Source organism: Streptomyces sp. Z26, from assembly GCF_003665095.1.
In the GTDB taxonomy this organism is placed as follows: domain Bacteria; phylum Actinomycetota; class Actinomycetes; order Streptomycetales; family Streptomycetaceae; genus Streptomyces; species Streptomyces phytohabitans.
Map to the genome: position 1 here is coordinate 2119933 of NZ_RCHV01000002.1, position 24705 is coordinate 2144637.

21 protein-coding genes, 1 tRNA gene and 1 riboswitch are annotated in these 24705 nt (G+C 73.3%); of the genes, 9 read left to right on the forward strand and 13 right to left on the reverse strand.

Annotation, left to right across the window (positions count from 1 at the left end):
- The first annotated feature begins 447 nt into the window (after positions 1-447).
- Positions 448-2745 (forward strand): cellulose synthase catalytic subunit, encoded by a 2298-nt coding sequence (locus tag D7M15_RS09470; protein ID WP_240649205.1) that lies wholly within the window; start codon positions 448-450, stop codon positions 2743-2745.
- Positions 2742-4748, forward strand: a complete 2007-nt coding sequence (locus D7M15_RS09475) for a kelch motif-containing protein (RefSeq protein ID WP_121517103.1) — start codon at positions 2742-2744, stop codon at positions 4746-4748. Before D7M15_RS09470 ends, D7M15_RS09475 begins: the two co-directional genes overlap by 4 nt.
- Before the next feature lie 120 nt (positions 4749-4868).
- On the opposite strand, the gene D7M15_RS09480 is transcribed toward D7M15_RS09475, so the two are convergent.
- The 4 genes from D7M15_RS09480 to D7M15_RS09495 all read right to left on the reverse strand — a co-directional run bounded on the left by D7M15_RS09480 (position 4869) and on the right by D7M15_RS09495 (position 8612).
- Positions 4869-6113, reverse strand: coding sequence for a glycoside hydrolase family 6 protein (locus D7M15_RS09480; protein WP_240649206.1), 1245 nt, complete (start codon positions 6111-6113; stop codon positions 4869-4871).
- Complete coding sequence (locus tag D7M15_RS09485) at positions 6110-6886, reverse strand: class F sortase (RefSeq protein ID WP_346428789.1); 777 nt, start codon at positions 6884-6886, stop codon at positions 6110-6112. Before D7M15_RS09485 ends, D7M15_RS09480 begins: the two co-directional genes overlap by 4 nt.
- 4 nt (positions 6887-6890) lie before the next feature.
- Positions 6891-7694: a hypothetical protein gene (locus D7M15_RS09490; protein ID WP_240649207.1), complete on the reverse strand. Its 804-nt coding sequence runs from the start codon at positions 7692-7694 to the stop codon at positions 6891-6893.
- A gap of 138 nt (positions 7695-7832) precedes the next feature.
- A complete protein-coding gene (locus tag D7M15_RS09495) occupies positions 7833-8612 on the reverse strand; it encodes an HAD-IIA family hydrolase (protein WP_121517104.1) in 780 nt (259 codons plus the stop codon).
- 303 nt (positions 8613-8915) lie between these two features.
- On the opposite strand from D7M15_RS09495, the gene D7M15_RS09500 reads away from it, so the two are divergent.
- A complete protein-coding gene (locus D7M15_RS09500) occupies positions 8916-9971 on the forward strand; it encodes a Gfo/Idh/MocA family oxidoreductase (RefSeq protein ID WP_240649605.1) in 1056 nt (351 codons plus the stop codon).
- Positions 9972-9984: 13 nt separating this feature from the next.
- Here D7M15_RS09500 and D7M15_RS09505 read toward each other — a convergent pair whose 3' ends face one another.
- Together D7M15_RS09505 and D7M15_RS09510 are read right to left on the reverse strand one after the other, a co-directional pair.
- On the reverse strand, positions 9985-10842 hold the full coding sequence (locus tag D7M15_RS09505; RefSeq protein WP_121517106.1) for a fumarylacetoacetate hydrolase family protein: 858 nt from the start codon (positions 10840-10842) through the stop codon (positions 9985-9987).
- Positions 10843-11211: 369 nt separating this feature from the next.
- The gene (locus D7M15_RS09510; protein ID WP_121517107.1) at positions 11212-12654 is read right to left on the reverse strand and encodes a DUF445 domain-containing protein; all 1443 of its coding nucleotides are present in this window, start codon (positions 12652-12654) and stop codon (positions 11212-11214) included.
- Between the two features lie 173 nt (positions 12655-12827).
- Between D7M15_RS09510 and D7M15_RS09515 the strand changes: the two genes are divergently transcribed.
- Entirely contained in the window at positions 12828-14171 is a 1344-nt protein-coding gene (locus tag D7M15_RS09515; protein WP_206337342.1) for a GDSL-type esterase/lipase family protein, read from the forward strand.
- 66 nt (positions 14172-14237) lie between these two features.
- Here the strand turns inward: D7M15_RS09515 and D7M15_RS09520 are convergent, their stop codons facing one another.
- The 3 genes from D7M15_RS09520 to D7M15_RS09530 form a co-directional block, all read right to left on the reverse strand.
- On the reverse strand, positions 14238-15326 hold the full coding sequence (locus D7M15_RS09520) for an ATP-binding cassette domain-containing protein (protein ID WP_121517108.1): 1089 nt from the start codon (positions 15324-15326) through the stop codon (positions 14238-14240).
- Positions 15327-15369: 43 nt separating this feature from the next.
- Positions 15370-16134 carry an ABC transporter permease gene (locus tag D7M15_RS09525; protein WP_121520502.1) on the reverse strand — a complete coding sequence of 255 codons (765 nt, stop codon included), beginning with the start codon at positions 16132-16134 and terminating at the stop codon, positions 15370-15372.
- Between the two features lie 112 nt (positions 16135-16246).
- Complete coding sequence (locus D7M15_RS09530; protein ID WP_121517109.1) at positions 16247-17059, reverse strand: ABC-2 family transporter protein; 813 nt, start codon at positions 17057-17059, stop codon at positions 16247-16249.
- 262 nt (positions 17060-17321) lie between these two features.
- Here D7M15_RS09530 and D7M15_RS09535 point away from each other — a divergent pair, with 262 nt between their 5' ends.
- Together D7M15_RS09535 and D7M15_RS09540 are read left to right on the forward strand one after the other, a co-directional pair.
- Positions 17322-19664 carry a transglycosylase domain-containing protein gene (locus D7M15_RS09535; RefSeq protein WP_121517110.1) on the forward strand — a complete coding sequence of 781 codons (2343 nt, stop codon included), beginning with the start codon at positions 17322-17324 and terminating at the stop codon, positions 19662-19664.
- 71 nt (positions 19665-19735) lie between these two features.
- Positions 19736-19804: riboswitch (guanidine-III (ykkC-III) riboswitch) on the forward strand.
- 31 nt (positions 19805-19835) lie between these two features.
- Positions 19836-20156 carry a multidrug efflux SMR transporter gene (locus D7M15_RS09540; protein ID WP_121517111.1) on the forward strand — a complete coding sequence of 107 codons (321 nt, stop codon included), beginning with the start codon at positions 19836-19838 and terminating at the stop codon, positions 20154-20156.
- A 22-nt stretch (positions 20157-20178) separates the two neighbouring features.
- Here the strand turns inward: D7M15_RS09540 and D7M15_RS09545 are convergent, their stop codons facing one another.
- Together D7M15_RS09545 and D7M15_RS09550 are read right to left on the reverse strand one after the other, a co-directional pair.
- Positions 20179-20481: a co-chaperone GroES gene (locus D7M15_RS09545; RefSeq protein WP_121520504.1), complete on the reverse strand. Its 303-nt coding sequence runs from the start codon at positions 20479-20481 to the stop codon at positions 20179-20181.
- Between the two features lie 166 nt (positions 20482-20647).
- Positions 20648-20989, reverse strand: coding sequence for a DUF3618 domain-containing protein (locus D7M15_RS09550; protein WP_121517112.1), 342 nt, complete (start codon positions 20987-20989; stop codon positions 20648-20650).
- A gap of 226 nt (positions 20990-21215) precedes the next feature.
- Here D7M15_RS09550 and bcp point away from each other — a divergent pair, with 226 nt between their 5' ends.
- The 3 genes from bcp to D7M15_RS09565 all read left to right on the forward strand — a co-directional run bounded on the left by bcp (position 21216) and on the right by D7M15_RS09565 (position 23436).
- On the forward strand, positions 21216-21683 hold the full coding sequence (gene bcp / locus D7M15_RS09555) for a thioredoxin-dependent thiol peroxidase (RefSeq protein WP_121517113.1): 468 nt from the start codon (positions 21216-21218) through the stop codon (positions 21681-21683).
- 105 nt (positions 21684-21788) lie between these two features.
- Positions 21789-23321: an MFS transporter gene (locus D7M15_RS09560; RefSeq protein ID WP_121517114.1), complete on the forward strand. Its 1533-nt coding sequence runs from the start codon at positions 21789-21791 to the stop codon at positions 23319-23321.
- A 30-nt stretch (positions 23322-23351) separates the two neighbouring features.
- Positions 23352-23436 (forward strand) — tRNA-Leu (locus D7M15_RS09565).
- Between the two features lie 23 nt (positions 23437-23459).
- On the opposite strand, the gene rdgB is transcribed toward D7M15_RS09565, so the two are convergent.
- Positions 23460-24080, reverse strand: coding sequence for an RdgB/HAM1 family non-canonical purine NTP pyrophosphatase (rdgB, locus tag D7M15_RS09570; RefSeq protein ID WP_121517115.1), 621 nt, complete (start codon positions 24078-24080; stop codon positions 23460-23462).
- A 46-nt stretch (positions 24081-24126) separates the two neighbouring features.
- A complete protein-coding gene (locus D7M15_RS09575; protein ID WP_121517116.1) occupies positions 24127-24516 on the reverse strand; it encodes a hypothetical protein in 390 nt (129 codons plus the stop codon).
- Between the last annotated feature and the right edge of the window lie 189 nt (positions 24517-24705).

Below are 24705 nucleotides of genomic sequence, written 5' to 3' on the forward strand. Positions count from 1 at the left end.
CTTCCGCCATGTCCAGACCAATGGCGGAACAGCGGCGGGACGGGGGCGGCGCACCGCCCCGAGATGCCGCGCGACGACGGAAAGCAGCCCCGCTGACCTCCCGTCAGCCGTAACACACCGGCCATCCCCGCTGCACGAACCGCCGACACTTCCGTCACATCGTGCGCGCCGAAAACCCTGCACAGGGCGCGAATACGGCAAATGCTTGTTGCACCGGAGCGCCCTCTCACGGGAGCCTGCCCTCTGGTCACCGCCCCTGGGAAGGCCGGAACACGAACACACGGCACTCCCCGCACCGGCCGACATGTGTGCGCGGCGTGGAACCGGAGAACGTACTCCTCAGTCTCAGCGGATGGCGGCCCGGACCGCCGTGTCCGGGACGGTGGGGCACGGACGCGGAGCGAGGACGACGAGCGCGGCGGACGCGCGTGTGGGGGGGAAGTAGAGATGACGTCGACACCCGACGGCCCCTGGCTGCCCGAGCGGCCGGACGACGCCCCCTTACCCGAGGGGGGTTCGCCACGGGAGGCGCCGCGCGTACCGCGCCAGCCCACGGCGCCGTCGCCGCCTTCGTACGGGCCACCGCACGACGCGCCGCACGGCCCGCCGTACGGCCCGCCGTACGGGCCACCCTCGTACGAACCGCCCCGCCAGCACGGCGGCGACCCGGCCCCCGCGCCCCGCCAGCCGCGCTTACCGCGCCCCCGGTCCGGCCCGGCGCACGCCGCGCCCGCCCCCGCGCGGCCGCCCGCCGAGGACGACGACCCGACCCGGACCACCCGGCTGCGGCTCCCGCGCCACCGCCGCCCCGACCCGGCGGGCGACGACCCCGGCACCGCGCCCCACGCCACGCCGGGCCGCGCGACGCGCTGGCCCCGCAAGGAACTCCCCCGCTACGACTACGAGCACTACAGCCGCCTCGCGGGCCCCCTCTCCCAGCCCGACCGGGACCAGCCGTACCGCGTCCGCTACCGCAGCCTGCTGGCCGACGAACCGCACCGCGTCCGGGCCGCGTTCCTCCTCTGCCTCGCCCCGCTGCTCTCCGCCGGGCTGCTGCTCTGGCTGATGCAGCCCCAGCACTGGACCGAGCGCGACAACGGCGAGGTCTCCGACCTGGTGCTGAAGCTCGACATCGTGATGCTGGTGTCGATCGGCCTCATCGAGCTGTTCCGCACGCTGAACGTCATATCCAACGCGCACGCCACCCTCGTCGCCCGCGACCCCGTCCCGGTCGTGCCCGAGCCGGGCACCCGCGTCGCGTTCCTCACCTCGTTCGTGCCGGGCAAGGAACCGCTGGAGATGGTCACGCGGACCCTGGAGGCGGCCGTACGCGTCCGGCACCGCGGCACGGTGCACGTGTGGCTGCTCGACGAGGGCGACGACCCGGAGGTGAGGGAGGTGTGCCGGCGCCTGGGCGTACGGCACTTCTCCCGCAAGGGCGTGGCCCGCTGGAACCAGGAGAAGGGCCCGCACCGCGCGAAGACCAAGCACGGCAACTACAACGCCTGGCTCGACGCGCACGGCGACGACTACGACTACTTCGCGTCCGTCGACACCGACCACGTCCCGCTCCCCAACTACCTGGAGCGGATGCTGGGTTACTTCCGCGACCCGGACGTCGGCTTCGTCATCGGCCCGCAGGTCTACGGCAACTACGACAACTTCGTCACCAAGGCCGCCGAGAGCCAGCAGTTCCTCTTCCACGCCCTGATCCAGCGGGCGGGCAACCGCTACGAGGCGCCGATGTTCGTCGGCACCAGCAACGCCGTGCGGATCAGCGCCCTGAAGGGCATCGGCGGGCTGTACGACTCCATCACGGAGGACATGGCGACCGGCTTCGAGATGCACCGTTCGCGCAACCCGGGGACCGGCAACCGCTGGCGGTCGGTCTACACCCCGGACGTGCTCGCCGTCGGCGAGGGCCCGAACGCCTGGACGGACTTCTTCACGCAGCAGCTGCGCTGGTCGCGGGGTACGTACGAGACGATCCTGACGCAGTACTGGCGCGGCCTGTTCACCCTGGGCCCCGGCAAGCTGTTCAACTACACGATGCTGATGATCTTCTACCCGATCTCGGCCCTGAACTGGATCCTCGCCGCCCTCAGCTGCGCCCTCTTCCTCGGCGTCGGGGCGTCCGGCGTACAGATCGACCCGACCATCTGGATGATGCTCTACGGCAACGCCTCGGCCCTCCAGATCGGCCTCTACGTGTGGAACCGGCGGCACAACGTCTCGCCCCACGAGCCCGAGGGCTCCGGCGGCCTGGCCGGGATGCTGATGTCGGCGCTGTCCGCGCCGATCTACGCGCGGTCGCTGTTCGACACGGTGCTGCGGCGCAAGAGCGGGTTCGTGGTCACCCCGAAGGGCGACTCCGCGAGCCCGGACACGTTCTTCGGCACGTTCCGCGTCCACCTGTTCTTCATCGCGGTCTTCGGCGGCTCGTTCGTCGGCTCCGTCTTCCTGGGCCACGACCACCCGGCGATGCTGACGTGGGCGGCGCTGGCGATGCTGATCACCGCGGCGCCGATCATCGGCTGGCGCGTCACCCTCCACGCGGAGCGCAAAAAGCGCAAACATGGACGTACCAGACGGCGGAGCGGTCGGCGCGGGGCCCAGGGCCAGGACGGACAGGGCCCCCCGCCGGGCGGGCCCCCGCCGCCCGGCACGGACCCGGCAGCCCGCCCGGACCCGTCCGCGACCCACGACGAGACCATGCAGACCGCCCTTGGGGGACGTGACCAATGAACTACCGCCCGAGCCGCCGCACCCGTCGCCTGGCGATCGGCGCGGCGGCCGTGCTCGTACTGGCGGGTTTCAACGGCCCGGCGCTCTACAACATCGCCACCGACCAGTACCACGACTACAAGATCGACCAACCCGGGTACAAGGCGGAGAACGGCCACTGGAAGGTCGTCGACATCCCGGAGAAGTACCGCGTGAACACCATCCACGCGGCCCTCCTCCAGACCGGCAAGGTCCTGCTGGTGGCCGGTTCCGGGAACGACGCGAAGCAGTTCGACGCCGGTACGTTCCGCACCACCCTGTGGGACCCGGTGGCCGACACGTACAAGAACATCCCCACCCCCGCCGACCTCTTCTGCACCGGGCACACCCAACTCCCCAGCGGCAACCTGCTGGTGGCGGGCGGCACCCAGCGGTACGAGTCGCTGGAGGGCGACGTCGACAAGGCCGGCGGCCTGATGATCGTCTACAACGAGAACCCCGACCGGGCGAAGACCCTCAAGAAGGGCACCCGCTTCACCGGCCGGAAGAACGGCAAGACGTTCGTCTCCAACTCCAACGTCCTCGTCCCCCGCGCCGAGAAGAAGTCCGACCCGGCGACCGGCGAGGTCGAGGTCACGCCCAAGAGCGCCCGCGTCTACGTCGAGTCGCCGGAGGAGGGCGAGGAACACCAGACCGGCACCCAGGACCAGTACCTCGTCGACGGGCTCCGCGGCGCCGACCGGAAGAACGTCTACGGCATCGCGCAGAAGCTGTCCTTCGACAAGAAGGACTTCCAGGGGATCAAGGACGCGTACGAGTTCGACCCCGTCGCCGAGCGCTACGTCACCGTCGACCCGATGGGCGAGGCCCGCTGGTACCCGACGCTGACCACCCTGGAGGACGGCTCCGTGCTGTCGGTCTCCGGGCTGGACGAGATCGGGCAGGTCGTCCCCGGCAAGAACGAGGTGTACGACCCGGACACCAAGAAGTGGGAGTACCTGCCGCGGACCCGCTTCTTCCCCACGTACCCCGCGCTGTTCCTCGCCCGCGACGGCAAGGTGTTCTACACCGGCTCCAACGCCGGGTACGGGCCCGCCGACAAGGGGCGCGTGCCGGGCGTCTGGGACCTGAGCACCAACGAGTTCCGCGAGGTGCCCGGCATGAGCGACCCGGACGTGCTGGAGACCTCCATGTCCGTGCTGCTGCCGCCCGCGCAGAAGCAGCGGTACATGGTGCTGGGCGGCGGCGGGGTCGGCGAGAGCGAGAAGGCGACCGCGAAGACCCGCATCGCGGACCTCACCCGCGACGCGCCGCGCTTCGAGGACGGGCCCGACCTGTACGCCGACGCGCGCTACCCGAGCAGCGTGATCCTCCCCGACGACACCGTGCTCACCACGAACGGCTCCGGCGACTACCGGGGGCGCGGCGACAGCAACGTACTGAAGGCGTCGCTCTACGACCCGGAGAAGAACGAGTTCCGCGACGTCGCCGACCCGCTCGTGGGCCGCAACTACCACTCCGGCGGGCTGCTGCTGCCGGACGGGCGCGTCATGACGTTCGGTTCCGACTCGCTGTTCTCCGACAAGGCCAACACCAAGCCGGGCGAGTTCGAGCAGCGCATCGAGCTGTACACGCCGCCGTACCTGCACCAGGACGGCGAACGGCCCGAGCTGGAGGACGCGGGGAAGCCGCGGAAGACCGTGAAGCTGGGCGGCACGGTGGCGTACGAGACGAAGGACGCCGCGTCGGTGGAGAAGATGCGGCTCGTACGGCCGGGCGCCTTCACGCACGTCACCAACGTCGAACAGCGGTCCGTGGCCCTGGACTTCGAGCGGACGGCCGACGGCCTGCGCGCCACCCTGCCGGACGACCCGTCGCTGGTGCCGCCGGGCTGGTACATGGTCTACGCCGTGGACGGCGACGGCGTGCCGTCCGAGGCGACCTGGGTGAAGGTGCCGGTCGACGCCTCGGCCCGCACCCACCGCACGACGGAGGAGGCGCCGCCGGTGACCCCGGGGGCGTAGGCGCCCGGAACGGCACGCACACAGGCCGGTGGCCCGGTGCTCCCACGGGGAGCGCCGGGCCACCGGCCTGTGTACGGGTGCGGGCGGGCGGTACGGGTGCGGCGGGCGTACGGGCGGGCGTTACCGCTTGGCGTTGCGCGCCAGCTCCAGCGCGTACTCCGGATACCACTCGCCCGCCTTCGGGCCGCCCTTGCAGGCGCCGTCCGACTCGCCGGGCCGCTTGATCCAGAGGTACGCGTCGACCAGCTCGTCGCCGGTCTCCGTCGTCGGCACCTCACCGAGCGCCCGGCCCGGCGGGTTGCACCAGGACTCCGTGTCGTGGCCGCGGGCCGGGCCGTTGCCGTTCCGGCTGGTGTCGATGACGAACGGCTTGCCGCCGACCATCGACGACAGCTTCGTGCCGTACGCGGTGTTGGAGGCGGTCGTCTGGTAGTTCGACACGTTCAGCGCGAAGCCGTCCGCCTGGTCGATGCCCGCGCGCTTCAGCGGCTCGACGAGCCCGCCGGGGTCGCGGACCCAGTCCGGGTTCCCCGCGTCCAGGTACACCTTCGTGTTCGGCTGCTGCTTGAGCCTGCCGACGGCCTCCTTCAGCAGCGCGTACCGCTCCTCGTGGAACTGCCGCGGCGTGCAGCCCTCCTGGAGCAGGTGCGGCAGCGCGTCCGGCTCCACGACGACCGTGGCCTTCCGGTCCCCGATGCCCTCGACCACCTCGTCGAGCCAGGCGCGGTACTCGTCGCCGCCGCCCGCGCCGCCCTGCGAGTACTGCCCGCAGTCGCGGTGCGGCAGGTTGTAGAGGACGAGCAGCGCGCCGAGTTCGTCCTTCGCGGCGGCCTCGGTGAAGCCGCGCGTCTGTCCCCCGGGGTCCTCCACGCCGATCCACTCGGCCACCGGCTGGCTCGCGATCCGCTCGATCAGCTCGGCCTTCTCGGCGTCGTCCCGGTCGCGGTACTCGGCGACCTGCCGGGCCGCGCTGCCCTCGGGGTTGATCCAGTACGGCGCGTCGGCGCGCGACGGGGCCTTCGACTCGCCGTCGTCCTCGCCCGAGGAGTCGCCGCCGGAGGAGCACCCCACGAGGAGCACCGCCCCCGCCAACACCCCGCTCGCGACGGTCCGTACGCGGGCGGCGCGGCGCGCGCGTACGCGCGGGTGGGCACACGGGCGGGCGCGGCCGACCGCGCTGCGGCCGACGTCGGTGCCGTACATCCACTCCCCCTCGGAGACGACCAGGTACCGGTCGCGCCCATCGTTGCACAGCGGCACGGCCCGTCGCGGGGGTTGTGGACGAGCCACCGCAACGCCCCCGAGCGCGCCGTACGGGCCGTCCGTGGCGGCGCCGCCACGGGCCCCGGCTGCCGGATCGTTCATGCGGAACGCGTCCCGGTGAGGTACGCGGAGACGACCACGTTCGCGTCGTACGCGCGCCGCTCGCGGTCGAACGTGCCGCCGCAGGTGAGGAGTCGCAGCTCGGCGCGGCCGTCCCGGTGCGGCCCGTAGACCCGGGCGGCGTCGAAGCGGTCGCGCGTCACCACGTCCACCGACTCGACCGTGAACTCCGCGACGACCCCGTCCGCCCGCGCCACGTCCACCTTCGCGCCGCGCTTGACACTGCTCAGCGGGTAGAAGACGGCGCGGCTCCGGTCGGTGTCCACGTGCCCGACGACGACCGCCGCGCCGGACGCGCCGGGCGTCGGCCCGCCGCCGTACCAGCCGACCGCGCCCGGATCGGCGTACGGCGGCGCGGCGACCGACCCGTCGCGCGCCAGCGAGCGGGTCAGCACCCGCGCGTGCACGCCGATCCCGTCCACGTCGAGCCGCACCGGGCGGGCCGTGCCCGCCACCGGGTCGAGGGGTACGGGCAGTGGCGGCCCTTCCTGCAACTGGCGCCCCACGGCGGGCACTTCGCCGAGCGCGGCGCCGCCCGAGCCGTCGTCGGTGACGCCGCGGGCCCACAGCCAGAGGCCGAGCAGCAGCACGGCCCAGGCGGTGCCGGTGAGGACGCGGGCCGCCCGGCCGGGGGGCGGGGGGCCGGGCACCGGGTCGTGCGCGCGGTGGTCCGTCGCTCCGTACGCGGTGCGGCGGGCGGTGTCGCGGGGGTCCTCCTCGCGGGGGTCCGTGTCGCGGACGCGGTGCCTGGCCACGCCGTCAGCGCCCGTCCACCGCGCGGCGCGCCGCCCGGTGCCGCACGCGGGGCACGGCGCGGGCGGCGCCGAGCAGCGCGGCGGCGCCCACGAGGCACGCGCCGACGGCGGCGGGGCCGGGGCCGCCGGGGTCCGGGGCGGCGGCCGTCGCGCCGCCACCGGCGCGGACGGGGGCGACGGGCGAGGTGTGCGGGGCGGGCTGGTCGGCGGGCGCGGCGGTCGGCGTGGCCGGGGGTTCGGCGGGGTGGTCGGGCGGCTGTTCGGCGGGGCGGGGCGCGTCCGGGCCGTCGCGTCCGACGACCGTGACGACGGCGGCGCCCCGCTCCGGCGCGCCCCGCTCCGGCGCGGTCCGCACCGCGCGGTCCGTACCCCCCGCGCCGTCCGCCCCGGCTCCGTCACCGCCGCAGTCCACCTCGACCACGTACCGGCCCGGCGCGGCGTCCGCCCGTACCCGCGCCATACCCGTCAACTCCCCCTCGGCGGCGGGCTCCAGGGCCGCCGCCGACCCGAACGCGGCCGACGCCGCCGACGCCGTCCCCGCGCCCGCGCAGTCCCCGGCCCGCAGCTCCAGCCGGTCCCCCGGCCGCGCCTCACGGGGCGTCACCACGACGCCGCCCGCCCCCGGTTCCCCGGGGAGCGCGGCGGGCGCGGCGGCGGAGGCGGCAGCGGCGGGTCCGGCCACGGCTGCGGACGCGGCGAGCACCGCCAGCAGCACGCCGTACGGCACGGCGCCGCCGCCGTGCGCGCGTACGCGTCCGGGTACGGGGAGTGAGCACCTGCGGGCGTGCTCGGGTCGTGTCCGGGACATGGGAACCTCCGGGTCGCTGCTCCCGAACATCCCCCCGCGCCGCCCGTTCCGCACGCCGGGAGCCCCGGACGCTGCGCCGTTCGGGCCCCGGACCCGGGCCCCGGACGCGCGGCGCCCGGGGTGCGGAGCCCGTACGCGTCAGATCCGGTCGACCAGGTCCGCGATCGAGTCGACGACCGTCGAGGGCCGGAACGGGTGCCGGTCGATCTCGTCCGGCCGGGTCAGCCCGGTCAGCACGAGGAACGTCTCCATCCCCGCCTCCAGCCCGGCGAGCACGTCGGTGTCCATCCGGTCCCCGATCATGGCGCTGGTCTCCGAGTGCGCGCCGAGGGCGTTCAGTCCGGCGCGCATCATCAGCGGGTTGGGCTTGCCGACGAAGTACGGGGCGCGGCCCGTCGCCTTGGTGATCAGCGCGGCGACGGAGCCGGTGGCGGGGAGCGCGCCCTCGGCGGAGGGGCCGGTCTCGTCGGGGTTGGTGGCGATGAAGCGCGCGCCGTCGTTGATCAGCCGGATCGCCTTGGTGAGCGCCTCGAAGCTGTACGTGCGGGTCTCGCCGAGGACGACGTAGTCCGGGGCGTGGTCGGTGAGGACGTACCCGATGTCGTGCAGCGCGGTGGTCAGCCCGGCCTCCCCGATGACGTACGCCGTGCCGCCGGGACGCTGGTCGTCGAGGAACTGCGCGGTGGCGAGCGCGGACGTCCAGATGTTCGCGATCGGCACGTCCAGGCCGATGCGGGAGAGGCGGGCGTGCAGGTCGCGCGGGGTGTAGATGGAGTTGTTGGTCAGCACCAGGAAGGGCCGCCCGGACTCCTTCAGGCGCGCGATGAACGCGTCCGCGCCGGGCACCGGGATGCCCTCGTGCATCAGCACACCGTCCATGTCGGTGAGCCAGGACTCGATCGGCTTGCGTTCTGCCACGTGACGGCTCCTGCCAGGTGTCGTGGTGGTGGACCGGCGCCTGGTCCGGGTGCGGTCCCGGTGCCGACGGGAGCCGCCCGCCGGACGCGCCGCCGGAGCCGACTACCGCGTTCAGCCTAGGCGGTGTCCCGGCGATCTTCGAGGGCCGCTCCCGCGCCACCGCGTCGGCCCCTCGTACGGGACGCCGCCGCAGCGTGTGCAAGGGTTGCCCGTATGAGCGCCGCCGGTACCGACCCGCAGTCCAGCACCGCCCCGCTTCCCGCCGGAGCCCGTACCGACGCCCCTCCGCGTTCCGGCGCGGACCTGCGGGTCGGGCTCGTCGGCTACGGACTGGCCGGGTCCGTCTTCCACGCGCCCCTGGTCACGGCGACCGAGGGGCTCGTCCTCGACACGGTCGTCACCTCGGACCCCGGACGGCAGGCCGAGGCGCGGACGGCGTACGGCGACGGACTCACCACGGTGGCGCACGCGGACGAGCTGTTCGCCCGCGCCGACGCCCTCGACCTCGTGGTGATCGCCTCCCCGAACCGCACCCACGTACCGCTCGCCCGCCGGGCGCTCGACGCGGGCCTGCCCGTCGTCGTCGACAAGCCGCTCGCCGCCACCGCCGCGGAGGCCGACGAACTGGCCGCACTCGCGGACGCGCGCGGGCTGCTCCTCTCCGTCTTCCAGAACCGCCGCTGGGACAACGACTTCCGCACCGTCCACGCCCTCCTCGACGACGGCGCCCTCGGGGAGGTCCGGCGCTTCGAGTCGCGCTACGAGCGCTGGCGGCCCCGGCTCAAGGGCGGCTGGCGCGAGTCGGGCGACCCGGCCGAGGTCGGCGGGCTGCTGTACGACCTGGGGAGCCACCTGGTCGACCAGGCGCTGACGCTGTTCGGCCCGGCGGCGACCGTGTACGCCGAGGCGGACGTACGGCGGGAGGGCGCGGCGGCGGACGACGACACGTTCGTCGCCCTGACGCACCGCGACGGCGTCCGCTCGCACCTGTGGATGAGCGCGACCAGCGCCCAACTCGGGCCGCGCTTCCGGGTCCTGGGCAGCGCCGCCGCGTACGTCAAACACGGCCTCGACCCGCAGGAGGCGGCGCTCCGCGCGGGCGCCCGGCCCGGCGACGACGCGCCGTGGGGCACCGAACCGGAGGCGGAGTGGGGCGCGTTGGGCTCGCTCGACGGGACCGAGCCCGTACGGACGCTGCCCGGCGACTACCCCGCGTACTACGCCGGGATCGCCACCGCCCTCCGCACCGGCACGCCCCCGCCGGTCACCGCGCGCGAGGCGGCGGCGACCCTGCGGGTGCTGGAGGCGGCCCGCACGTCGGCGGCGGAGGGCCGCACGGTCGTGCTCACGGCGAACTGACCCCGGGCACCGCCTAGGCAGGTGCCAGGTGTTGGCGTTGGCGGCCCAGGCCGTCGATCTCCAGTTCCACGACGTCGCCCGGCCGCAGGTACGGCTTGGGGTCCGGGTGGCCCATGGCGACGCCCGCCGGGGTGCCGGTGTTGACGATGTCGCCGGGGTGGAGCGTCATGAACCGGCTGACGTGGCGCACCACTTCGGCCACCGGGAAGATCTGCTGGGCGGTGCTGCCGTCCTGCCTCAGTTCGCCGTTCACCCACAGCCGGAGCCGTAGTGCCTGCGGGTCGGGCACCTCGTCGGGGGTGACCAGCCAGGGGCCGAGGGGGTTGAACGTCTCGCAGTTCTTCCCCTTGTCCCACTGGCCGCCGCGTTCGAGCTGGAACTCCCGCTCGGACACGTCGTGCGCCACCGCGTACCCGGCGACGGCCGCCAGCGCCTCCTCGTCGGACTCCAGGTAGCGCGCCGTACGGCCGATCACCACCGCCAACTCCACCTCCCAGTCCGTCTTCACGCTGCCGCGCGGTACGAGCACGGTGTCGTACGGGCCGACGACCGTGTCCGCCGCCTTGAGGAAGACGATCGGCTCGGCGGGGACGGCGGCGCCCGTCTCCCGCGCGTGGTCGTGGTAGTTGAGGCCGATGCAGACGGCCTTGCCGATCCGGGCGACGGGCGGCCCCGTGCGGAGCCCGGCCGGGTCGAGTACGGGCAGGGCGCCGGACGCGGCCGCGTCCCGTACGCGTTCCAGGGCGGCGGGGTCCGCGAGGAGCGCCCCGTCGATGTCCGGCACCACACCGGAGAGGTCGCGCAGGACCCCCGAACCGTCCAGCAGCGCGGGGCGCTCGGCGCCCGCCGTCCCGACTCGCAGCAGCTTCAACTGACTCTCCCCTGTCGTGCGCACGCCGTCGCGGGCGTGGGCGTGGGCGCGATGGGGACGGCCATCGACACGAATCGGACGATCGTCCAGGAGCGGGGGCGGACCCGCAACCCCGTGTTCACGACGTGGGACCGGGCCCGGGAGCGACGTCCGCACGGGGCACGGAAACGGCCCCCGCGCGCGGGGAAAACGGTGCCCCTCCGCACGGAGAACCGTGCCCCTCCGCACGGAAACCGGTATCCCTCCGCACGGAGAACGGCGTCCCTCCGACGAGAAGTCGCCCTCCGCGCGCGCGGAGAGCGGAAAGCCCCCGCGCGCCTACGGCGTCGTCCCCCGCGCGGTGTGCGGAACGCCACTGCGGACTGCGCCTCACGCGCCGAGCAGGTGTGCCACCGTGTGGATGGTCAGCCCCGCCAGCGCGCCCACCACCGTGCCGTTGATCCGGATGAACTGGAGGTCACGACCGATGTTCGCCTCGATCTTGCGGGACGTCAGCTCGGCGTCCCACCCGGCGACGGTCTCCGTGATGAGCGAGGTGATCTCGTTCCGGTAGGTCGTCACCACGTACACCGCGGCGCCCTCGATCCAGCCGTCGACCTTGCCCTGGAGGCGGTCGTCCTCGGCCATCCGGCGGCCCAGCGACAGCAGCGACGCCCGCGCCCGTACGCGCAGTTCGCTCCGCTCGTCCTCCGCCGCGGCGACCATCATGGCGCGCACCGAGGACCAGGCGGAGGCGATGAGGTCCTGCACCTCGGCGCGTCCGAGCACCTCCCGCTTCAGCCGCTCGACGCGCTCCCGCGTCGCCGGGTCGGACCGCAGGTCGCGGGCGAAGTCGGCCAGGAAACGGTCCACGGCGCCGCGCGCCGGGTGCTGCGGCATGTCGCGCATCTCGGTGACGAAGCGCAGGAGTTCGCGGTAGACGCGGTCGCCGACGCGCCGGTCCACGAAGCGCGGCGTCCAGCCCGGCGCCCCACCCGTGACGGCCTCCATCACGGAGTCGCCGTGCAGTTCCAGCCATTCGACGGCCCGTACGCACACCAGGTCCACGATCCGGCGGTGCCCGCCGTCCGCGACGATCTTCTCCAGCATCGTGCCCAGCCCCGGCGCGATCTCCTGCGCGTCGGCCCGCCGGGTGATGGCCTCACCGACGACGGCCTGCACGTCGGAGTCGCGCAGTACGGTCAGGGCGCCCCGCAGCGCGGTCGCCAGCTCCTCCGTGACGCGGTCGGCGTGGTCCGGCTCGCCCAGCCACGTGCCGAGTCGGCCGCTGATGCCGACGGCGCGCAGCCGGTCCCGTACGACCTGCTGCGAGAGGAAGTTCTCCCCGACGAAGTCACCGAGGCTCCGGCCCAGTTGGTCCTTCTTGGACGGGATGATCGCCGTGTGCGGGATGGGCAGCCCCAGCGGCCGCCGGAAGAGCGCCGTCACCGCGAACCAGTCGGCGAGCGCGCCGACCATGCCCGCCTCGGCCGCGGCGGCCACATAGCCCGCCCAGGCCCCGGCGCCCGACTTCTCCGCCCACGTGGCGAGCGCGAAGACCACCGCCATCGCGATCAGCGCCCCGGTGGCGATGGCCTTCATCCGGCGTACGCCGCGCTGCTTCGCCCGGTCCGCCGCCGTGAAGCCGCCGAGACCGCCGCCGGGCCCGGGACCACCGCCCGCGGCGCCGCCGCCCGGACCGGCACCCGGCCCCGGCCCGGCAGCCCCGCCCGTACCGGCGCCACCGCCCGCGTCCGCCCCGGCACCGCCTGTGAGTGCCCTCACACGCCCCCGTCCCACCACGGCGCTTTCACCGGATTCCGTACGTTCCATCCGCTCCACCTGTCCGGACCGACCCTTACCCCATTGTCCCAATCCGCTCCCCGGAGGGAACGCTCGACGCCGCCCTCGCGTCTGTGCGTGCGAGGCGCGGCCCCACCCGTGGGATCATGGACGCCGATCACTCGGAGCCACGGGCTCCGTCTGCCCGAGGAGAGTCACCGCGCATGACCAGGAACATGGGTTATGCCCTGCTGGCCGGACTGGCCGCCGTACTGGTGCTGATCTCGACCGCGATACTCATCGGGGCCGGGACCGGCAGGGACGACACGGACGCCACGCCGCCACCCCGCAATCCCGCCGACCCCGCCGGTTCCGGCACCTGGGTCGGTTCCTGGAGCTCACCCGCCACCGGGGCGGAGCCGCTCAACCCGCGCCGGGGCCGCGCCACGATCGACCCGACGTCGCGGGAGGGCACCCCCGAGACGACCGTACGGAACGTGGTGCACACCTCCGTCGGCGGCACCCGCGCGCGCGTGCGGCTCTCCAACCTGTACGGCACCAGCGCGCTGACCGTGTCGCACGCCACGCTCGCGCTCGCCGCCGCGCCCAGCAACCCGACGGCCGCCGCGGGCAGCATGCGCGCGCTCACGTTCGGCGCGAAGCGGGACATCGTGATCCCCGCAGGGGGTGAGGTGACCAGCGACGCGGTACGGCTCAACGTGCCGTCCGCCGCCGACGTGCTGGTCAGCGTCTACACCCCGGACCCGGCGGGCGCGGTGACCCACCACTCGTACGCCCGCCAGACCAGCTACGCCTCCCGCGGCGACCAGGCGGCGGACGTGGCGGGCACCGCGTACACCGAGCAGGTGCCGTACTGGCGTTACGTCACCGGCCTCGACGTCTGGAGCACCGAGGCCGAGGGCTCGGTCGTGGTGATGGGCGACTCCCTCACCGACGGCGTCTCCTCCAGCCCCGGCGCGAACCGCCGTTGGACGGACTTCCTCGCGGAGCGGCTGCGCACCGAGCCGGACGCGCCGCGCTACAGCGTGCTGAACAGCGGCATCAGCGGAAACCGCATCCTCGCGGGCGGCACCACCAGCCCGCCGTGGAACAACCCCAGCGGCCTGTCCCGGATGAAGCGCGACGCGCTGTCGCAGAGCGGCGTGAAGGCCGTCATCGTCGAGATGGGCCTGAACGACCTGCTGCGCACGCCCCGTCAGCGCGACCCCGACAAGATCGTGCGGGGCCTGCGGGACCTGGTGCGGCAGGCGCACGCGCAGGGCGTACGCGTCATCGGCGGCACCCTCACACCGTTCGGGCGGCACCGGGGCTACGGCACCGAGGTCGACGCCGTACGGCACCGGGTGAACGAGCAGATCCGGTCCGGCAAGGTCTTCGACGCGGTCGTGGACTTCGACGCGGCGCTGCGCGACCCGGCGCACCCGGAGCGGCTGCGTACGGCGTACGACTCGGGCGACCACCTGCACCCGAGCGACAACGGCTACCGCGCGATGTCCGAGGCCCTCGACCTGAAGGTGCTGCGGGGCGCCGCCGCCGCGAAGCTCTGACGCGAGGGGGGCCCGGGGTCCAGGGCCCGGCCCGCCCGTGGGGCCGGGCCCGTCAGCCCGCGCCCGTCAGCCCGCGGCCGGGCGCCGCTGCTGCGCGTACATGCGGGCGATCACGTCCTCGATGTCCGGCTCCCGCAGCGACAGGTCGACCAGCGGGTGGTCCGCCGCGATCCGCGCCACGATCGGCGCCGCGCTGGCCGACGCCGGGAACGCGAGCCACTGCCGCGGCCCCTCCGTACGTACGGTCCGCGCGCCCGGTACGCCCTCGATGGGCGGCAGTTCGCGCTCCAGGTCGACCACGAGGGTGCGTTCGCTCTCGCCCACCTCGTGCAGCCCGGCGAGCGCCCCGTCGTACATGAGACGGCCGTGGTCGATGACGATCACGCGCTCGCAGAGCTGCTCGATGTCCGTCAGGTCGTGGGTGGTGAGCAGGACGGTGGTGCCGCGTTCGGCGTTCAGGTCCCGCAGGAAGTCCCGTACCTGCGCCTTGCTGATCACGTCGAGGCCGATCGTCGGCTCGTCCAGGTAGAGCACCTCGGGGTCGTGCAGCAGGGCCGCCGCGATGTCCGCGCGCATCCGCTGGCCGAGGGAGAGTTGGCGTACGGGTACGTCCAACAGCTCGCCCAAGTCGAGGAGTTCGACGCAGCGGTCGAGGTTCGCGCGGTAACGCTCCCCGGGGATCCGGTAGATGCGGCGCACCAGCGCGTACGAGTCGCGCAGCGGCAGGTCCCACCAGAGCGTCGTGCGCTGCCCGAAGACGACCCCGATGCGGCGCGTCAGCCGCGTACGCTCCCGGGCCGGGTCGATCCCCGCGACCCGCAGACGGCCACCGCTCGGGGTGAGGATGCCGGTGAGCATCTTGATGGTGGTCGACTTGCCGGCGCCGTTGGGGCCGATGAAGCCGACCATCTCGCCGCGCGCCACGGTGAAGTCGATGCCGTCGACCGCCCGCACCTCGCGGCGTTCGCGCCGCAGCACGCCCGTACGGCGGCGCACCTGGAAGACCTTCTCCAGCCCGACCGCCTCGACGCACACCTCCGCGCCGCCGCCCGTCGGCCCGTACGTCTCCCGGCCCGTCTCCCGGCCGGCGCCGACGCCCGTCCCGCCGCCCGTCGCGTCGCCGTCCGTACGGCTCTCCGCGCCCGACTCGCCCATCCCGTACCCCTGTTCGGCGTTCCGCTGTTCCGGTTTCCTTCGTTCAACTGCCCGTGCTCTGGTAGCCGCGCAGCCCCGCGCGCCACACCAGCCCCGCCACCACGCAGCACAGCGCGGCCACCGCCGGGGACGCGAAGTCCACCCAGCCCGGCAGCCGCAGCGGGTCGTCGTGGCCGAGGACGTGCAGCGCGGGCAGCCAGTTCACGAACGCCAGCGGCACCACGAACGTCACCCCGCGCAGCAGCTCCCGCGCGAAGACCGTCGGCGGGTACTGGAGCATCGTCGTACCGCCGTACGTGAACGAGTTCTGCACCTCCGCCGCGTCCTGCGCCCAGAACTGGAACGCGCCACCGAGCACGTACACCGCCCCGAAGATCGCCGCGCCGCTCACCACCATCACCGGCACCAGCAGCAGCCGCCCCGGCGTCCAGTCGAGGTCCAGCGCCGTCACCGACCAGCCCAGCAGCAGCACCGCCTGGAGCAGCCGCCCCACCCGGCGCAGCGCGAACCGGTCCGCGGCCACCTGCGCGAGCACCGGCACCGGGCGGACGAGGAGGGTGTCGACCGTGCCGTCGCGCACCCGCGAGCCGATCCGGTCGAACGAGCCCAGCAGCAGGTCCGCCAGGCCGAACGCCGCGCTGGACGTGGCGTACAGGAACGCCACCTCCGGCAGCGTGAACCCGCCCAACTCGTCGATGTGCGTGAACATGATGACGATCGCGAGGAAGTCCAGCAGCGTCGTCACCAGGTTCCCGACGACCATCAGCACGAACGACGTGCGGTACGCCATCGTGGAACGCACCCACATCGCGGCGATGAACCCGTACGCGCGCACGCCCCAGCGGGCCCGTACGACCGCCTCCCGCACCGCCCGTACCGCGCGCGCGTCCCGCACGCCCGGCGCCGCCGCCCGTTCCGCCTCAGCCACCCTGGACCACCACCTTCGTCGTCGCCGCGGACTGGAGCGCCCGCCCGGCCGCCAGCAGCACCAGCGCCCAGCACGCCTGGAAGCCGAACGCGCCCGCCAGTCCGGCCGCTCCGCTCCGCTCCTCCAGCAGCACGTCCGCGGGCACCTGGAGCATCGCCGCCCAGGGCAGCTGCCGTACGACCTCGCCGAACGCGCCGGGGAAGACGTTCAGCGGCAGCAGCATCCCGGAGAAGAACGTGCTGAGCAGCGTCCCGAGCGTGCTCAGCCCCGACCCGTCGAGCAGCCAGAACGCGCTCAGCGCCAGCAGGTAGCGGAAGGCGAAGCTCACGACGACCGCGAGCCACGTGGACAGCAGGAACGCCAGCCAGGTCAACGGCGAGGAGGGCAGGGCCAGTTCGAAGGCGAACGCGCCGACGGCCATCGGCACCACGCCCCGCCCCAGCAGGTGGAACGCCGCCCGCCCGCAGTCGGCCGCCAGCCACCACAGCTGGAGGTCCACCGGCCGGTACAGGTCGACGGCCACGTCACCGGTACGGATGCGCTCCTGGATCTCGTCCTGCGCGCCGCCGCCGATCAGCGCCACCGCCGCGAGCAGCGCCTGCCCGGTCCACACGAACGTGAGGGCCTGCGCCTGGTCGTAGCCGCCGAGCTGGGGCCGGGAGGTCCACAGGGCGGTGTAGGTGTAGGCGACGATGAAGCCGAAGACCGTGTTGGTGAACACTCCCGCCGCGGTGGCGACACGGTACGTGGCGTACCTGCGGAAGCTGCTGCCCGCGACGGTGAAATAGAGTCGCGCGCGACGCATCCTTTTCCGCTCCTTCTCCGTCTATTGAGTAGCACCTCCGTGCGCAGCCGCGGCTGACGCCAAGCGCGTGACCCTAGCCGAACGGGTTCGTGGACGGCCAAGGGTTTTCGCACCCCGTACACCGAGCACCTGGTGTCCTACGGCACGCCACAGGTGGGTCACGGGTGCCGCCGATGGCGGGTGGTCGGGACGGATGATGCGACAGTGGGTCACGGGGCGTCGACACGCATCGCCCGGCCCTGGACGAGGAGCGCCTGCATACATGAGTGACGTGCCGAACGACATGGCGGAGGGCCGTGCCGAGAGCCACGGACCGGGCCCGGACACCCCCGGACCGGCCGCACCGGGGGCGCCGCGCAGAACCGGCTGGCGACGGCTGGTCCCCACCTGGCGGATCGTCGTGGGCTCCGGCCTGATGATCGTCCTCCTGCTGTCCGGCGGGCTGGTCGCGGGCTACCTCCTCGTCGACATCCCGGCCCCGAACCAGTCGGCGGCCGCCCAGAACAACGTGTACCTCTACTCCGACGGCACGCAGATCGCGCGCGACGGGGAGATCAACCGGGAGAACGTCACCCTCTCCCAGATCCCCAAGCGCACCCAGCGCGCCGTCCTCGCGGCCGAGGACCGGAACTTCTACAACGAGTCGGCCGTGAACCTCAAGGCCATGACCCGCGCGGGCTGGAAGATGGTCACCGGCGGCGGCAAGCAGTCGGGTTCCACGATCACCCAGCAGTACGTGAAGAACTACTACCTGACGCAGGAGCAGACGGTCACGCGGAAGGCCAAGGAGTTCTTCATCGCGTTGAAGCTGGACAACGAGGTGAGCAAGGACGAGATCCTCCTCGGGTACCTCAACAGCAGCTACTTCGGCCGGAACGCGTACGGCATCCAGGCGGCGGCGCACGCGTACTACGGCAAGTCCGCGACGGAGCTCACCGTCCCGGAGAGCGCCTACCTCGCCGCGCTGGTCAACGCCCCCGGCGCGTACGACACCCGCGCGCACCCCGAGAACAAGGACCGCGCCCTCGCCCGCTGGAACTACGTGCTGGACGGCATGGTCGAGCAGGGCTGGCTGGACGAGGGCAGGCGGGACGCCATGAAGTTCCCCGAGCCCGGACCCATCAAGCCGCCCAACGCCCTGTCGGGGCAGCGCGGTTACCTGGTCGAGGCCGTGAAGAACTACATCGTCGACAACGGCATCGTCGACGAGCGGCGGCTCGCCTCCGGCGGTTTCCGCATCACCACGACCCTCGACCGGAAGAAGCAGGACGCGCTCGTCGAGGCCGTCGACAAGCGGCTGATGAAGCAGCTGAGCGACGACCGCAAGGTCGACAAGTTCGTCCGGGCGGGCGGCACGTCGATCGACCCGGAGACGGGCGAGGTCGTCGCGATGTACGGCGGCAAGGACTTCGTCCAGCAGTACGTGAACAACGCCACCCGCCGCGACTACCAGGTGGGTTCGACGTTCAAGCCGTTCATCTTCACCTCGGCCGTGCAGAACGACTCCACGACGCAGAGCGGCCAGGCGATCCGCTCCCGGACGATCTACGACGGCACCAACAAGCGCCAGGTCATGAGCGACGGCCAGCCGACCGACTACGCCCCGGCCAACGAGGACGACCGCAGCTACGGCCAGATCCCCGTCACGACCGCCATGGACAAGTCCGTGAACTCGGTCTTCGCGCAGATGGGCGTCGACGTCGGCCCGCAGAAGGTCAAGGACACCGCGATCGACCTCGGCGTGCCGAAGGACACACCGAACATGCCCGCGGACGGCTCCATCGCCCTCGGCGTCGCCACCGCCTCCACGTTGGACATGGCGGAGGCGTACGCCACGTACGCCCGGCACGGCATGCACCGCGACAGCAGCCTGGTGAAGAAGGCGACGCGGGGCGGCGAGGTCATCAAGCTGCCCGGCCGCGAGGAGAAGCGGACGGTGCCGCGCGAGGCCGCCGACTCCACCACCGCCATGCTGGAGAGCGTCGTCAAGGGCGGCACCGCCGTCGCCGCCCAGTCCGCGGGCCGTCCGGCGGCGGGCAAGACGGGCACGGCGGAGGAGGACCGGGCCGCCTGGTTCGCGGGCTACACGCCCGAACTGGCCACCGTCATCAGCGTGATGGGCCAGAACCCGGAGGGCGGCCACGAGCCGCTGTACGGCGCCGCGGGCCTCCCCCGCATCAACGGCGGCGGCTTCCCCGCGGAGATCTGGGGCGCGTACACGGCGGACGCGCTGAAGGGCGAACCGGTCGAGGAGTTCGACCTGGAGACCGGCAGCGACGATCCCGGGCCGCCGACCGTACCGCCGGACTCCGGCGGCCAGACGGGCGACACCCCGCCCGGCGACCCGACGACCGAGCCGCCGAACACCCCGTCCGACACCCCGGAGGAGCCCAGCCCGCCGGAGGAGACCCCGCCCACGGAGGAGCCCAGCGGACCGGGCATCCCGCCGACGGGCGGCCTGGAGGGCGGCGCGACGGACGGCTCGACCGGCGGTGACCCGGGCGGCGCGAACGGCGCCGACGGCGGGGCGAACGGCGACCCGGGCGGCGGCGCGGTCAACGGCGACCCCGGCGGCGGCACCATCCCCATGGGCCGACGCGACTGACGCGGCACGGCGCACGGGCCGCACGGCACACGGACGGCGCGGGGCGTTCCTCCTCCGGGAGGACGCCCCGCGCCGTCTTTGCTAACGTCGGGAGGAACCCGACGAGACGCGCCGTACCGGGACCGCAAAGACGACGCACCCCGTAAGTGATTTCTTCACGGAGGTGCCGTCATGGCCTGGTTCCTGCTCGTCGTCGCCGGTCTGCTGGAGGTCGGCTGGTCGATCGGCCTCAAGTACACCGAGGGCTTCACCCGCCTCTGGCCGAGCGCCGCGACCGTCGTGGGCTTCGCCGCCAGCATGTACCTGCTCGCGCAGGCCACCCGTACGCTGCCGATCGGCACCGCCTACGGGGTGTGGGTCGGCATCGGCGCGGCGGGCGCCGCGGTGCTCGGCATGGCCGTCCTGGGCGAACCGGCGACGGCGGCCCGGATCTTCTTCGTCTGCCTGCTGCTCGTCTCGGTGGTCGGCCTCAAGGCCTCCTCGGGCCACTGACCCGGCGGGGCCGCACGGCGGTCTACAGGTACAGGCCGGTGGAGTCCTCGGAGCCCTGGAGGCGCTCGGCGGCCACCGCGTGCAGGTCGCGTTCGCGCATCAACACGTACGCCACGCCGCGTACTTCGACCTCGGCCCGGTCCTCCGGGTCGTACAGCACCCGGTCGCCGGGCTCCACCGTGCGCACGTTCTGCCCGACCGCGACCACCTCGGCCCAGTTCAGGCGGCGGCCGACCGCGGCCGTCGCCGGGATGACGATGCCGCCCGTGGAACGGCGCTCGCCCTCCGGGATGTCCGTGCGGACCAGGACGCGGTCGTGCAGCATGCGGATGGGCAGCTTGTCGTGCTGCGGGGAGTCGGGTACGGCGTTCTGGGAACTCACGGCACGACCGTATCCCAAGCCCCCGTACGGCACCCCGCCCGTCCGCCACATCGGCCGTACGGCGTCCGCGTCCCGCCACGACGACCGCGCCACGGCGGCCCGCGCGCGGTCAGCGGCGGCGGCGCCCCCGCCCGTCGTCGCGCCGCGTGGACAGCGCGACGAGGCCGCCGACGACGGCGACCGCCACCAGCGCGGCGGGGACGATCCGGTCCATGCGCGGCGCGCCGTCCTCGTCGACGAAGCGCGCGCGTACGTTCTCCACCTGGCGGTTGGCCGCGACGTACACGCGTCCCGCCGTACGGTCCACCGTGGCGGCCGCCTGCGCCTTGGCGTCGCCGACGATCGTCTTCGGGTGCACGCGTACGGCGATCTCGTCCAGCACGACGGCGAGATCCTGCCGCCTGCTGGCGATGTCCGCCTCGATGTCCGCGGGGGTCCTGGCGTCCGACACCGTGCCGCCTCCGTCACTGCTCGTGGGACTCGGCCCGTTCCGGGCGGTTCCGGCCGGGTTCCGTACTGTACTGACACTGTTCTGACCGGACGACAGTCTGTCAGTTGGGACACGGCCGCGCCCCGCGGCACCCCCGAACGGGGACCTCGCTACGCTCGACACCCCCGGCCGCGGCGCCCCCGGGCGTACGGCCGCACCTCCGCGCGAACCCCTTCGAGGAGCACCGATGAGCGAGCGACTCCAGCCCGGCGACACCGCCCCCGCCTTCACCCTGCCCGACGCCGACGGCAAGGACGTCTCCCTGGCGGACCACGCCGGGCGCAAGGTCATCGTCTACTTCTACCCGGCCGCGCTGACCCCCGGCTGCACCAAGCAGGCGTGCGACTTCACGGACAACCTGGACGTCCTGGCGGCGGCCGGTTACGACGTCATCGGGGTCTCCCCCGACAAGCCGGAGAAGCTGGCGAAGTTCCGCGAGAAGGAGGACCTGCGGGTCACGCTCGTCGGGGACCCCTCGAAGGAGACGCTGGAGGCGTACGGCGCGTACGGCGAGAAGAAGCTGTACGGCAAGACGGTGACCGGCGTCATCCGCTCCACCGTCGTCGTCGGCGCGGACGGGAAGGTCGAGCGGGCGCTCTACAACGTGCGGGCCACCGGGCACGTCGCGAAGCTCCTCAAGGACCTGGAGGTCTGAGCCGGGCGGGCCGGGCCGGGGCGGCGGGCGTACGCGGGGTACGCGGGGTCACCCGGCGGGCGCCGTCGGCGGATTGAGCCGCGTGATCCGCGGTACCCATCCCGCATGCACCACGAGGCGTCAGCACCCCCCGACCCGGCGGCACTCCGCCGTCACCGCGTCCTCTTCCGGGCGATCGAACAGCGCCTGCGCCCGAAGGTACGGCGCAGCGACATCACCGTGAGCGACGAGCGGGCCGTGAAACGCGCCGTGAAGGCGGCCGCGCTCGGCAACGCCATGGAGTGGTTCGACTTCGGCATCTACGCCTATCTGACCGTCACCATCGGGCACGTCTTCTACTCGGGCGCGAGCGACGGCGTGCAGACCCTGGCGTCGTTCGGCACGTTCGCGGTGTCGTTCCTCGTACGGCCGCTGGGCGGGATGTTCTTCGGGCCGCTCGGCGACCGGGTGGGCCGCAAGACGGTGCTCGCGCTGACGATGATGCTGATGGCCGCGGGCACGTTCGCGATCGGCCTCATCCCGAGCTACGACACGATCGGCGTGTGGGCGCCGATCCTGCTGATCCTCTGCCGGATGGTGCAGGGCTTCTCCACGGGCGGCGAGTACGGCGGCGCGGCCACGTTCATCGCGGAGTACGCCCCGGACAAGCGGCGCGGCTTCTACGGCAGCTTCCTGGAGATGGGCACCCTCGCCGGCTACACCTTCGCGGCGGGCCTGGTCCTCGTCCTCACCACCGTGCTCGGGGACTCCGGGATGGAGTCCTGGGGCTGGCGCGTGCCGTTCCTCGTCGGCGGCCCCATCGGCGTCGTCGGGCTCTACCTGCGGCTCCGGCTCGACGAGACGCCCGCGTTCAAGCGGCTGGAGGCGGAGCAGGCCGCCGGACGCCCCGCGGGCGCGGACCCCGAGGCGCGGGGAACGGAGAACGGCGGGCCGCACCTGTCGGAGGACGCGCCGCAGAAGGAGCTGAAGGACATCTTCGGCACCCACTGGCGCACGATGCTCCAGTGCGTGTGCCTGGTCGCCGCGTACAACGTCGCCAACTACATGCTCCTCACGTACATGCCGACGTACATCACCGAGGAGTTGGGGCACGAGGAGTCGCTGGAGCTGGTCTCCGCCATCGTGACGATGCTCGCCATGATGACGGTGATCGTGCACCTCGGCGCCCGCAGCGACCGCGTCGGACGGAAGCCGCTGCTGATGACGGGCATGGTCGGCTTCCTGGTGTGCACCGTGCCCGCGTTCGCGCTGTTCCAGCAGGGCGGTCGGCTCGCGATCTTCGCCGGGATGCTGCTGCTCGGCGCCTGCCTGGTCTGCCTGCTCGGCACGATGTCCGCGACCCTGCCCGCGCTGTTCCCGACCGACGTGCGCTACGGCTCGCTGGCCATCGGCTACAACCTGTCCGCGTCCCTCTTCGGCGGCACCGCCCCCGTGATCATGGAGGCGCTGGTGAGCGGCACCGGCAGCAAGCTGGCCCCGGCGTTCTACACGACGGGCTTCGCCGTGGTCGGCATCATCGCGGTGGTCACGCTGAAGGAGACCGCGCGGCAGCCGCTGGAGGGCTCGCCGCCGTCGGTCGCCACCCGCGAGGAGGCCGAGGAGATGGCGCGGGGGCAGGCGCAAACCCCGGCCTTCTGAGGGCCGTACGCCGCAGTACGATACGGGGGCGCGCGAGTGCCGGAATTGGTAGACGGGACGGCTTTAGGTGCCGGTGTCTTCGGACGTGGGGGTTCGAGTCCCCCCTCGCGCACCACTCTCGTACGGGCGCCTGCGGGGTCAGCCCAGCAGGTCGCGGATCACCGGGGCCAGGGCGCGGAAGGCACGGCCCCGGTGACTGATCGCGTTCTTCTCCTCCGGCGTCAGCTCGGCGCACGTACGGCCCGCGACCAGTTCCGCCGGGCCGTCGGGCTGGAGGATCGGGTCGTAGCCGAAGCCGCCGTCCCCGGCGGGCGCGTGCCGCAGCACACCGCGCAGCGTGCCCTCCGCGACGTGCTCCGTGCCGTCGGGCAGCGCGAGGGCGGCGGCGCAGGCGAAGTGGGCGGCGCGGTGCGGGGCTTCGATGTCGGAGAGCTGGGCGAGGAGCAGCGCGAGGTTCGCCGCGTCGTCGCCGTGCGTACCGGCCCAGCGCGCCGAGAAGATGCCCGGGGCGCCGCCCAGCACGTCCACGCAGAGCCCGGAGTCGTCGGCCACGGCGGGCGCCCCGGTGGCGGCGGCGAGCGTACGGGCCTTCAGCAGCGCGTTCTCCGCGAAGGTGACGCCCGTCTCCCGTACGTCGGGGACGTCCGGGTAGGCGTCGGCGCCCACGAGGTCCAGGGTCACGCCCGCCTCCGCGAGGATGGCGCGCAGCTCGGTGACCTTGTGGGCGTTGCGGGTGGCGAGGATCAGACGCTGGCTCATGGCGCCCGATTCTCGCAGGAACGGGCGCCGTGCGGCCGGGCGGGGATCACTCCGACTTGCAGACCTTCGTCAGCTCGTCCGCGGCGTCGACGATCGGCTGTATCTCGGGGTCGCGGCCCTGGTCGACGTCCGTACCGGCGTCCTCGACCGCCTGGTTGAGGTCCTTCACGGCCTGCTCGACGTCGGCGTCGTCGGCGTCCTTGTCCAGCTCGTCGAGCTTCTTGTCGATCCGGTCGAGCGCCTCGCGGGCGTCGGTGTCCGTGGTGTCGTCGGAGGCGTCCCGCACGGCCTGCTGGAGGTCCTCGACGGTGCCGGCGACGGTGACCGCGGTCTCGGCGCAGTCCAGCGCCTTGTCGAGGTCGTCGCAGCCTGCGGTGAACGACGCGGTGACGGCGACGAGGGTGACGGTGGCGGCCAGTGAGGCGATGCGGCGCACGGGCGGACCCTTCTGTGGGGTACGGGCGGTGGTACGGACTTCCGCGGATGCGGGCCGAGCCGTACGGCATGACCCGTACGGCCCGTACCCCCACAGACGCGTAAAGCCCGTGCAAAGTTGCCCACGCCGCTCCGGCGTGCGGAAGCGCGCGTACGGCGACCGCGTGCGCCCGGTGGTCCCGGTGGCCCC